Origin of the sequence: Bacillus sp. FJAT-49711 (assembly GCF_018343715.1) — a bacterium.
Taxonomy (GTDB): Bacteria; Bacillota; Bacilli; order Bacillales; family Bacillaceae_C; genus Lederbergia.
This window is the reverse complement of record NZ_JAGYPL010000002.1, coordinates 473,201-486,021: the sequence shown is the minus strand read 5'-3', so window position 1 is coordinate 486,021 and position 12,821 is coordinate 473,201. Positions and strand designations below refer to the sequence as shown.

The window sequence follows — 12,821 nt, the reverse complement described above, 5'->3', positions numbered from 1 at the left end:
CTTCAAAAAGTTATTCTCCGGTAATACCTGTTCTGTCTACCCCTTCAACAAACCATCTTTGCGTAATAAAGTAAACGACCAATAACGGCAAGATGGAAAGTAACGTACCTGCCATTCTAATTCCCTCGTTAATTTGATTAGCGCTTCCCTCCATACCAGCAGGGAACATTTTTTGATAGGCCGCTACGAATTTCTGAAGCTGCAATGGCAATGTCGTTAATTCATTTCCGAAATAGATCGATGCTAAATATGTTTCATTCCAATACCATACAAATGAAAACAGGAATGAAATGATGATTGCTGGAACGGCCATTGGGATGGCTATCGTAAAGAATATTCGCAGATTTCCCGCTCCATCGATTTGTGCTGCCTCTTCCAGTGATTTAGGCATCATTCTAAAAAATTGATAAAAAATTAGAATAAAGATTGCACTATTGATTCCTTGCCCCGATAAAGCAGGAAGCATAAATGCATTCAAACTGCCTAATATGTTCAATTCATTGAAAAATATATACCTTGGGATGAGCGTGACTTGAGGCGGAATAATAAATGTTGTCAAAACTAGGACAAATAAAATATTTTTTCCGCGGAAAGTAAATCGAGCCAAGCCGTATCCAACAACCGCCGCGACTGCCGTTTGGGCGACAGATGGCAAAACAGTTACGTAAAGAGTCTCTAGTAATATTGGGAAAAAGTTTAGTACTTGATTCGCTTTTACATAATTCCCTAAATAAAATTGAGTCGGAATCCAATTCACAAGAGGATTTAAAATATCATCCAAGTTTTTAATGCTGTATACACCCATGTGTAAGAGCGGATATAAGTAAACAAATCCGATTCCGATCAATAGACCATATATAAGAACCTTTAAAAGGAAACCATCATTCCCACGCATACCTAAAAGCCACTTTTTAGTTTTTAAATAATGATTTTCTAATTTTTGCACATTGAACCCTTCCTTTATAGGTTTTCGCTGTCCAGTTCCAGCGCCTATCGACTACCAAACTTCCTGTCCTTTTCACTACGATAAGTCAACATCAGGTGAAATTTGAAGTGCCAATTTCACTAGGTGAAATTTGAAGTGCCAATTTCACTAGCTCGTCTTGTCTAGCTGCAGTCACCAGCCCCTCGAGGTCAAATAACCTGAGTCAAAAAAAGTCAAAGACCGGACTTTTTTGACTCAGAACATTTGCTTGTCGGGGCTAACCAGGCACCTTCCGCTTTTCCAACCTCGCAGTGTTTCCTTTATCTTGGTCAAAGGCCGAAAAAGGAACGTCGACTAAAACCGCCACGTCCTGTGGCAACGTCGACGGACCCACATCCTGTGGGCCTGTACGTCGATGAGCAGGCGCTTCCACTTTTCTTACTTTTTCCTTTTCAACGTCATGGCGCCAACTGTGAGTGCAAGTGCAATAGTAATAATGACGAAATAGATCCAAGATAATGCTGACGCATAACCGAAACCAGTGTCTACCTTGAACATGTTTTTCTGAATATGGTCGATGACGGGATTCAATGAAAAAATTGAGTATGTCACGATCGTGTAAATGATATTTACGAGAATCATAGGTGCTAGACTAGGCAGGGTTAGTTTCCAAAAACATTCCCATGGTGATGCACCGTCGATCGATGCAGCTTCATATGTCTGGCCGTCCATTTTTTGCAAGGCCGCAAGGAAAATTAATATTTGCACACCTGAAAACCAAAGGATGACAATCAAGTTTTTGATCAAATATAGCAATATTCCATTTATAAACCCATCTGGATTCGAACTCAATGCTTCGTATATAGCATAGTTTTCAATAGAAGGAATCGTTGTAATCCCTTGATCGATTAGCTCCTTAATCACCGGCCCACTGGAAATGATAACGGGGAGAAAGAAAATAGTCCGGAACATCCCGCGTAATTTCACTTTCTGGTTTAACAGCAAAGCAATGATTAGGGAGAAAACGATAATGATTGGAACTGATATGACAAGTTCCTTTAAATAGCTTGTTAGTTTATCAACAAAAAGGGCATCAACGCCAAACGCATATTTATAGTTTTCAAACTTCACAAACGTAGTTTGAACTCCGCTTGTCGTGATTTTCACCTTTTGAAAGCTTAAATACAAAGAGTAAAACAAAGGAACAGCAGTAAAGATCAAAAATCCAATGATCCAAGGTGAAACAAATAACCATCCAGTCATACTATGTCTAGCTTTTAGTCCCCTTAGTCTCACTGCTCTCCCCCCTTGTCAATCATAGAAAAACCTTTCGCTTTAACTTCCACTCCATCTTTCATAAATGTGGAATTCGTATAGTTGACGATTAACGTCTTTCCATTTGAATACGTTACTTCAACGACGCCGCTTTCTGGAACCTTTCTGCCTTCAATCGTTGCTGATTCTACTTGCCCGAGTGTTTCTTGTATTTGTTTATATTGCTTGATAATATCGTCCTTCCAAACTTTAAACTCTGACGTATACACATTTTTAGAAGGTGTTTTTGCCAGTAAGTGTGAAGGCTCTTCTGTTAACAGGAAGGATGGGTACGCTCCGTATTCAATCATGCGCAGCAACTGATCTTCCTGATTAGAATTGAAGTTTGTAAACGGTGCGTAATAAGGGATAGACCCTTTCAGCACAATTTGCATAAATGGCACGGTATCTGTTTCAAAAACATAATTCGAAGAACTCATCGGGATGTCCAAATATTTATCCGTATTAGCCCATGCATATACATTCGGTTCATACAGGGCTGTCCCGCCAACATTTTTATTTAAAAACGAAAAGATATCTTTGTACGTTTCCATCGTCTCCATACGGGTTAGCTTACTAGATTTGCTGAAATCAGAAAATAAAGTAAAACCGCTGGAGTCAACAGCGACGTTCTCCATTCCATACACTTCGTAGTTTTTGAGATCTTTTTTCGCGATGCTGAGTGCCTTTTTAGGCGATAAATAATACGATGTAAGATCATTTTCTTTATGGGAAATCGTTTCTGCACTTAATTTTTTCGCAACATCTTTGCTTCCCGAAAATCCCGATGCTCCTTCATATGCCTTCGTGTAGTCGGTGTAGAAATACATTGGGATATGATCGTTATTTAATTTATCAATAGTCGATTTGGAATCCTTTTTACTGCCCAATTTTCTTTCCATCGGAAATTTCCCAGGCAGCGATCCGGTTAAGCCGCCTTTTGACCAGCCTTTATAGATGACGAACATATCTTCAACGCCATTTTTCTTTAATTCATTTGTGAAATAAGGGATGCGATCAATCGGGGTCATTGGAATAACAGAATTCCACAATAGTCCCTTTTTCATTTCTCCACCTAAAAATTCTAAACGGACGTTTGCCTTATCCTCTTGTTTCGTCAATAGCTTTTGATCCGTTAAATAATTTCGATACGTTTTTGCCATTCCGACGTAATCAGCTTCCTCATCACTTAAAAAGATAAATTTGAGCTTTATGTCCATTTTATTCATTTCTTTTTGGTAGACATTGATGCCATTCATATTTTTACTAGTAGGCTGATAGTATTCATATCGATAATTAAACTTTGATGAGACACGATTAAAATCTGTAGATGCTCCCGCAGGATAGGCAACAATATCTCCGTATGAATAACCGTCTTCTACAATCGCGATAAACCCATTTTGTTTAACCCCATGGACTGCGCCGAAAACCGGCATTTTTATTTGTTGAACAGGGATGACATCTTTGCTTGCCTTTGTTTTATTTTTAATTCCCTCATCCACACCAAATATGGAGCCAATAAAAGGAGTTCCGCTAGATTTTGAACTTTTTTCATAGCGGATTAACGCTCCACTTCCATCAGGGATGAACATATAACCTTGAATATCATTTTCATTCATTGCACCTAGAAATGGAAAGACTTGCATTGATACAAGCTTATTGCGTTTATCTTCTTTCATTTTTTCCTGAGGTATCGAGATTTCCAGCTCATTGCCTTTTAACTGTACATCCATTTGAAATTTAAGCTTGGACTGGAATAAGAATATATCAGCACTAAAACCATTATCCGAAAGTTTTACAGTCGGACTGGAATCATTCGTTAAAATGCTCTCTGTTCTTAATTTTCCTTGGCGATCGGTGTAATCAACTGTAATGGCAGATTGAACGATTTGTTCCCATGTTTTGTTCAATCTATAATTTTCAGGATGATCTAATCCAGATCCCCAAACATAGCCCGTTTTTTTATTTTGCAGCTTAATCGCCAATGACTTTTCATTTACATAAAGAACCAAATCATTACTTTCAGCTGCTTTAGTAAATCCTTCAAAGGTAGAATCCTGCTCAATCTCTTGCTTTACATCTATCTCCGGCTGAGTATATTGAGCCGAAGAATATCTCATCATATGATCGCTTAAATCCATCGTATCTATAGATTGGTCTGAGTTCGCTCCAAATGAGTGATTTGCAATAATAAGAACTGGCAATATCATAATAACAACTGCAAACATCCATTTTTTATACACGCAGCAAGGCCTCCTTTACGATGGAATAGACGAAGTCATATACTTGGTCCATTAAGACGAAAATAATGAATACGACTAATAGCAGCATCGCCATTCCAAACAATGTAACGAAAATATTCCTAAATGTTTCTGAAATGGTGTAGTTATGAATTTCTTTAATCATGATGAATAAAATAACTAAGCACCAACCGTATATAATCCTGATGGAAAATAAATAAACAAAGTATTCATTTCCACTTAATATATTCGACAGGAGTGTAAGAGGTAGAATAAATACTAAGTAAGGTGCCAGTGAATAAATCGTTCCGATATATATATCTTTGAATCTTCCTTCACCATCGTTGATTGTGCTTACTAAATAGTTGACGATAATAAAGGCGAGGAGCGGAACAAAGATAATGGCAAACTCATACATAATGTTAGTTTCATCACTTCGATAGGAAGAGAAGATGAAACCTGTTTGGAATCGCTGAATGATATAGGCAACGAATAAAAACAAGTATAAAATAGTGGCCGATAAGACCGATGCTTTTCCCATCCTTTGCAATTCATAAAAACTATCAATTGGATGTTTAAAGAAGCGGAATAGAAAGAGTAGTTCAGAAGCGAGCTTTCTCCTTTTAATGTTGCCCCACATACGGCGAAAACCATTTAAAATGTTTTTTCTTTTATCCAAGAATTTAATAACATAATATAAAGCTGCGAGTACAAAACCTATGACAAGTATTTTTTCAAGGTGCTTCTGCATCCAAGCATGACGCACTTCCCAGAATGAGTCTGAATATCCCATCACATCTTCCGCAAGCCTATATTCCTCAAGGGCTTCGTCATATTGCTGCTGCTTATAATAAGCTTTTCCCATTGCTGTGTGGGCTAGTCCAAAAGAAGAGTTTAATGATAATACAGATTCCCAATACTTCTGACTTTGAACATAAAGACCTTCTTTATATAATGCGATGCCATCATGTACTAGATTGGAAAATGCCGTAGACTCAAAAACTTGGATCATACCAGTCTCTTTATCTGATACATAAATTCTTCCGAATCGATCGACTGCAATCCCACTAGGCTGTTTCAATAGGCCCAGACGATTCGTTCCATCATCTTTCCCGCCAAAAACAAATAATAGATTTCCGTAGCTATCATATTCGAAGATTTTTCCTGAACCATTCATGACGAACATATTGCCGTTTGCATCAACTGTAATGTCTACAAGAGTAGCATCATCTAAAATGTATGGGTAAAGCATATTTTGCCCCGCTACATTTAATTTTTTGATTGTCTCCGTCTTTGTTCCTTGGGTAACAGAATAAATAAGCCCTTCTCCGTCAATGGCTAGATTATCTGGTGCAGGAGGAGTTTTCATAAATAATGATGCCTTCTGCTTCTCCGAAACAATTAAATTTCGAAGAACAGAGCTTATTGAAACTTCCGTCCTATTTACCCCATAGTAGCCCAAAAATTCCCCAGCATGGCTGAGCTGCATCATTCCATTTGTTGAGCCTTCTCCAACGACATAAATATTACCTCTGCGGTCAACTGCTACTTTTTGCGGTTTATAAGGTGACTTTGTTCCAAATAGTGGTGAATCTGGCTTTCCATATTCATGTTCTAACTCACCTTTATTCGAAAAACGAAATATTTTTTCCTTTTCATAATCAGCAACAAATATATCGCCTTGTTCGTCAACAAATACACCTTTTGGCGCCCCAAGAATACCTGCTCCAATTTCAGCAACTACGGAACCCTTTGAATCAGCAACTAGAACTTTTTTTGTTCCCGAGTCAACCACATAAATAGAACCTTTTGAGTCTATGAAAATATCTTCTGGATTAACAATTTCCACACCCGTAAATAAGCGACCGAGCGGTTCATACGCCGTTTGTGTTTCGATTAAATCCCCACTTGGTGATACCGTCATTGTTTCATATGGAGCGGATGCCGAAACAACATTCAGAAAGGGGAAAAGGACGAATATTGATGCGCATAAGATAACTTTGAAAATTTGCTGCATTTGCCTTCCCCTTCCTTACTTGATCCCTGAGTGGGCCATTGTATTCATAACTTGACTTTGCAAAATGATAAAGATAATTAAATTTGGTAAAAACATAATTAAAGAAGCTGCCGCTGCAATTCCCTGACCGGCTACTGTATTTCCCGTTACTTGTGAAGCCAGTGTCGACATGAAAAATGAAAAAGTTTTTAATCCTTCGTCGTTCACATAAAGCGTAGAGGTTTCGATATTATTCCAAACCGTTTGAAATGACAAAATGGCGATTGTAGCAATTGCCGGTTTTATAAGTGGAATGATGATAGTCGTATAGATTCGGAAATCAGATGCGCCATCCATCCTTGCTGCTTCCACAAGTTCATTTGGAATTTGGTCGATGAACTGCTTTACTAAAAACAAACCGATAGGCATCGCCAATAATGGCAAAATATGAACCCAAAAAGAATTAATTAATCCAAGTTTCTCGATCAATAAGTATCTTGGGATAGCCACAGCTGCTGGTACAAACATTAACGCAAGTGTGTTAATTTCAAAAATTGTTTTCTTTAATAAGAAATTTTTCTTAGACAATGCATATCCTGCCATTGTACTGAAAAGTATCGTTAAGAATACAACGATAATAGTTACAGCAATACTGTTAAATAAAAATCGAGATATTGGAATACCTGACGCATTTGTTTGTGCAAATAAATCAACAAAGTTCTGAAATGTTGGTTTTTGCACAAAAAAACGTGGTGGGTAGGCAAATAACTCATCGATCGGCTTAAAAGCATGAAAAACAATATAAATAATTGGCAAAGCCATAAAGATGGCTAAAGGTATTAAAAACGCATAAAACTTCATTTGACTCTTATGAAACTTTGTTGGGTTTATCTTAGTACCTTGAAAGGTGGACATTTGGCTCCCTCCCGTAATCAATGACGCCTAGGCGAAGCTGCACCCAGATTTTTTATGAGCTTATGTAATCTAAAGCTAATAAAAAATCTGAGGCATCTGCCGGAGGCTCTAACTTAATTCAGCCATAGTTTAAGTTCTTCTGAATGGTAAAAATTCCTTACAATGAAGTGAAGTATTTGCTGAATCTAGTTAATCTTTCTCTCCAAATAGTTTCCAAGCAAATTTTGAGAATGCATAAACGACAAGCAACAATACAACCGAGATTGCTGCAGCATATCCCATTTCATAACGGATAAATCCATAATCCTCCAAATGGTTTACCATGAGCTGCCCCGCATATTGTGGTGTCGGGTTTGCTCCGGAAAGGGCAACACCAATTGCTCCCGCCTGAAAGGTTCCAACAACGGCCATAACTGCTCCGAACAACATTTGTGGTTTCATAGATGGAATGGTAATGTAAATTACTTCTTGGAAACGATTTTTAATTCCATCAATATATCCCGCTTCATATATTTCACTGTCAATATTGAGGACACCCGACAACATCGCCAAGAATCCCACGCCCATACTTCCCCACAATGTTACGAAAATCATAATTTTCATTAAGAAATGTGGAGATTGTAGAAATTGGATAGGTTCAAAGATTGCTCCCATCGTAATTAATAGACTATTTAAATAACCTGTTTCGTCTCCACTAAAAATAATGGTCCATACAACAGCCATTGCGACTCCTGCTGTCATCGAGGGAGAATAAATAATTAAAGCTAATATCGTTCTCATTGTTTTTGGCACTTGAGCGAGTGCCCAGGCAAGTATAAAGGATAGGAGATACCCGCCCGGGCCTACAATCAATGCAAATGTCAATGTATTCGGCAAAACGATTTGCATAAACACTTCATCTTGGGTGAGTATACTAACGTAGTTGCTCAAACCAATAAAAGACGGAGCTTCAATCGCATTAAAGTACGTAAACGATAAATAAATTGCCGCGACTACCGGAATAATGATGAACGCGGAAAATAAAATGATATACGGTCCAAGGAAGGCCCATGGTGACCAATCTATTTTCTTCTTAATCTTCATTTTCTTCGCCTACCCAATTCTGCACTTGTTCAATGGAAGGAATGTGATAAGGCTTGACCATCTTTCCGTTTTTCATATAGCCAAACTCCTCCATTTTCCGGCTGATTTCACGATTAATGGCAATGACGGAATCATCAACTGCCGACCGTGGATTTTCCCCATCAAAGACAATCCGGTTCCATATATTGCTCAATTCCCTTTCAACCATATAAGCCCCTGGTGTCTTTGGAACCTCCTGTAAGTATTCCCATTGTTTCAAGATCGTTTCTTTATGTTCCTCAGGCCATGGAAGCTGTTTGAAAGCTTCTAAATTGGCTGAATTCCACATATATTCCGGTCCATATAATGTCTGTAAAGTGGTGGCAAATTCGGTCTGAGTATCTGTAGCCATCCACCATTTCAAAAATTCCCATGACTTTTCACGGTCTTTTGTTCCTTTAAATATCATTGCTGATTGCCCTGACCCCGTTGCCCATCTTTCAACCGTCCCATCAGATTGTTTTATCCCTGGATGAGGCGAAATGTCCCACCAACCAGCAATTTCCGGGGCAGCTGCGGTTAATTGCACATATGTTGAAAAGTTTGCAATTCCAATTGGTAATGTAGAGTAACGGAAATGGTTATAGAAATTTGGTACTTGCAGCGGCATGCTGTAAATCGTATTTAATTTAGTCATAAATTCAATCGCTTTTAGTGAATCTTCTTCACCGATGGCTGTCTCCATTCCATCTGCTTCATACAAATCACCATGAAATTGATAAATAAAAGGCGCGGTCGTTTGAAACGGCTTGAATCCAACAGCCCCTGCAATCGGAGTGTAATAATTCATCCCATAGCGTTGAAGCTCAGGCAAAATCTTAATCACATCATCCCATGTGTCAGGGACAGGTACATGTAGTGCATTAAGAATATCCTTCCGATAGAATTGCACATAAAAATCTTGTGTTTCAGGCAAAGCATATACAGAATCATCTATCATGAGCGGTAAAAACGCCCCTGGTGAAAATTGCTTACTATATTCTTCAAAATCACTGAATTCATGTAAATCAACAGCCGCTCCACGCATAGACAGTTCATAAGGGAGCCAGTTACTAATCCCAATCGCAACATCAGGCTGGTTATTCGCCGCACTTGCTAAAATTAATTTCCCTTCATCTGGCATTATGGAAAACTTCACTTTAATTCCAGTCTTTGGTGTGAAGTTTTGATCCGCCAAGTTTTGAATGATTTCCACGTATTGCCGCTGACGATTTACCCATATTTCAATCGTTTCTTCATCATCTGCACTCGCAGCTGAGTAATTGCCTGCTGAGAAAGACTGAACGAACCGTTTCATCCCATCCCATGTTTTTGTAAAAAAGCCTGGGGTTGGATCAGGTAATTGATTTTCTCCATGGATATAAAACCGATCTACTAATAATGGCTGCTTTGGTAATTCAAGCAATAGATTTCCTAGTAATTGAGCGACAGATGATGACCCTTCGGTTAATTCTGTCAATCGATTTGGAATTTCATTCGGCTTTTCATTTAATGTCTTTAATTTTTTCACAGCCATGTTTAAAGAGACAATATCCTTAGACTGTTTACCATTATTAAGATTAGTTACATATTTGCCCTCTTCTTCGAGGCGATTTGCCCATCCGTTTAATCTCTCTTCGACATCAGGGAAATATTCGCTAATCTTCCATCCTCTTGATCGATCATTTTGATTACCTGTCAGCTTTTTAATCGACAAGGCAAATTCCTGCATGTCACGAATAACTTCATTTATTGTAAAAATAGATCTTTCTACTGGAGAGGCATCCGCTTCTAAAGAAATTTCATGATTCCCTTTTGTAAGATAGAATAAATAAGGGTTCTCTTTTTCGTCGTTAAGAGTTGCGTTCACCCATTTCTTATTAAACTCAAATGGGATTAACGCCGCTTCTTCGAACGGAATTTCTCCATCTATCAATAACTTTCTGAAAACCGTTCCACCTGTTTCTTTATTTTGTAAGACTTTAAATGTGAGATGATAAAAGCCGTCTTCTTCAATTGAAACGTTCCAATTCACGCGCTGACCACTTTGTTCCCAAGACTTCCCGCCAAGAGTATTTAATAATAAACGCTTAGGATTATTCGGTGTTACCGCAGATCCCACTGTTGCAACTGGGCGAATATAAGAGCTGTTTTTTGAGTATTCTTTTTCTGCTTCTTTGGTCATTAACACATTTGCTTTTTTACTGTTATCATTGTTCTTTACATAGTCTTTATATGGCATTAGCTCTGTCGGAGAATGTACATATACGTCCCCAATGAGCATTTCCCCTTTTAAATGAGAAAGGGTGACTGTGTTTTTCCCTTTTTTCAAATGATATTTCAATGGCTTAGCTTGCAAGTTGCTGGCATCACTAGCACTTATCTTACTCCATTCGGCAATTGCTTCTTGATTAGGAACAATTTCATTCCCGAAACGGTCTGTATCATATTTATCGCTAACGTTTTTCCATTTAAGCGGAAATACAATTCTTCTACTCTCGTAATATGGGTATTCACCATTTACAAGGATTGAACCCTCTATTGGAACAACCTCTTTACTAATTGGATAGTAGTCAAAAGATATTTCATATAAACCATCCTCTGGCACAGTAACATCAACTGACATTGATTGATTATGCCAATAGAAAACACGATCCCCATAGTTCTTGCTGTCTGCAGAAGCAAGCAAGTCATCCTCTTTCACACCGTTAAAACTAGATGGAGAGATAGACGCCTCAAAATTCGAGGCGCTTTCTACTCCAGCATGATTCCAATTTTCCAGGACGGTATGATAGCTTTCTTCAACGACATTTTCGATAGTTTGGTCTACAAGATTGTCCTCTTCTGCCATCGCCATCCCATTTGGAATAGCTAATAACAATATTAAAACCAAACTAATCATTATTTTCGTCTTCATACTATATACCTCCTAGTAATGTGGCTTTATTTTAAAGCCTCTGCTGCTTCTTTACTTTTTTCATTTGCTAATTGATTTAATTGTGCTGCATAATCTTCAACTTTTAAGTCGCCTTTTACAAAACTGTCAATCATTTGAGCGATTGTTGCATTTTCGTTTTCTCCAGCTTTAACGCCTGTTGGAGCTTCCCATCTAGATTGTACATAGCCAGGTACTGTTTTAACTGGCTCCAAAATTGCTTCATTTAGATTGTCATAAGCTTTTCGCAGACCAGGTACATCAAGTTGAGAGAAATACTCATCTACAATTTCCGGATCCGTGTTTACAGGTAATGTGTTAACGGTTTTGCCTTCTTTATCTGCAATTTCCATGCGTTTCATAAATCCGTCTTTACCAAATGATATATATTTCGCAAATTGATACGCTTCTTCAGCATGTTTAGTAGATTTAGAGACTCCGAGCAAGTCATTTGTAATAACCGTTCTACCTCCAGGGATGCCGATGAAATCAAATTCAAAGCTAGCATTTTCAGTTAAGCTTGAAATTGCCCAAGAACCGTCCCATTGCATGCCGATTCCGCCATTTAACCATACTTGGCTAGGATCTTCACCATTGAAATTTGCTTTTTGATCATCTGTCAGTACTTCATATGCATAGCCATTTGTTGTAATTTCTTTTGCCAAGTTCACACCAGCAATGAATTCTTTACTATCAAGTGCATATTGACCATCATTATATGTGTACCATCCCATATCTGGGTTTGCAGCTGCTGGATACCAGTCAGGAATAGAGAATGGATTTGTAAGTCCTGCTGCTCCTTCATTTACGTTCGTAACATCTTTAACTGCTTTTGTAAATTCTTCAATAGATGCTCCCATTTCAGGGTAATCAAGATTTGCTTTATTAAATAAATCTTTGTTTACAAAATATCCTAAAAAGTGCTGTGCGTTTGGTACAGCGACGACTTTGTCATTAAATACTGAAGATTGGCGAACTACTTCAGGAACATTTTCAAAGTCTGCATCAGCAGCTGTTAATTCAGTTAAATCTAATAGCCAATCATTAGAAAGGGCTATAGGTAATTGCGAAAGGCTAAATACATCCGGCATTTCTCCAGCACTTGCAGCAGTAGATAATGCTTCATTCCAATCTCCTGCTATTTCAAAAACCTCAATCTTAATGTTTGGATGTTCTTCTTCGAACGCTTTAATCATTAGGCGCTCTAAGTTTTGTTCTTCTTCAGTACCTAGTGCCCAGTTGGCATAAGAAAGTGTAACGTTTTCTGTTTTTTCAACAGCTTTTTCTTTATTTCCTTCTTTCTCATTTCCTGTGTCTTTTGTGCTCGAGCAAGCAGCCATCGTAAACACAAGAGCTAACACTGCAAAAATTGCGAATAGCTTCTTCATGATCATC

General features: G+C 38.1%; 8 protein-coding genes. All 8 read right to left on the bottom strand.

Annotation, left to right across the window (positions count from 1 at the left end):
* Positions 1-10 precede the first annotated feature (10 nt).
* Positions 11-946, bottom strand: coding sequence for a carbohydrate ABC transporter permease (locus KHA96_RS09985; RefSeq protein WP_349305725.1), 936 nt, complete (start codon positions 944-946; stop codon positions 11-13).
* Positions 947-1,363: 417 nt separating this feature from the next.
* Positions 1,364-2,221 carry a carbohydrate ABC transporter permease gene (locus tag KHA96_RS09980; protein ID WP_213129157.1) on the bottom strand — a complete coding sequence of 286 codons (858 nt, stop codon included), beginning with the start codon at positions 2,219-2,221 and terminating at the stop codon, positions 1,364-1,366.
* Positions 2,218-4,482, bottom strand: coding sequence for a DUF5696 domain-containing protein (locus tag KHA96_RS09975; protein ID WP_213129156.1), 2,265 nt, complete (start codon positions 4,480-4,482; stop codon positions 2,218-2,220). The genes KHA96_RS09980 and KHA96_RS09975 overlap by 4 nt, the downstream gene beginning before the upstream one ends.
* A complete protein-coding gene (locus KHA96_RS09970; RefSeq protein WP_213129155.1) occupies positions 4,475-6,496 on the bottom strand; it encodes an SBBP repeat-containing protein in 2,022 nt (673 codons plus the stop codon). The genes KHA96_RS09975 and KHA96_RS09970 overlap by 8 nt, the downstream gene beginning before the upstream one ends.
* 15 nt (positions 6,497-6,511) lie before the next feature.
* Positions 6,512-7,390: a carbohydrate ABC transporter permease gene (locus KHA96_RS09965; protein WP_213129154.1), complete on the bottom strand. Its 879-nt coding sequence runs from the start codon at positions 7,388-7,390 to the stop codon at positions 6,512-6,514.
* Positions 7,391-7,579: 189 nt separating this feature from the next.
* The gene (locus tag KHA96_RS09960; protein WP_213129153.1) at positions 7,580-8,473 is read right to left on the bottom strand and encodes a carbohydrate ABC transporter permease; all 894 of its coding nucleotides are present in this window, start codon (positions 8,471-8,473) and stop codon (positions 7,580-7,582) included.
* Positions 8,463-11,408: an extracellular solute-binding protein gene (locus KHA96_RS09955; protein WP_249315441.1), complete on the bottom strand. Its 2,946-nt coding sequence runs from the start codon at positions 11,406-11,408 to the stop codon at positions 8,463-8,465. Before KHA96_RS09955 ends, KHA96_RS09960 begins: the two co-directional genes overlap by 11 nt.
* Before the next feature lie 26 nt (positions 11,409-11,434).
* Entirely contained in the window at positions 11,435-12,814 is a 1,380-nt protein-coding gene (locus KHA96_RS09950; protein ID WP_213129152.1) for an ABC transporter substrate-binding protein, read from the bottom strand.
* Positions 12,815-12,821: the final 7 nt, after the last annotated feature.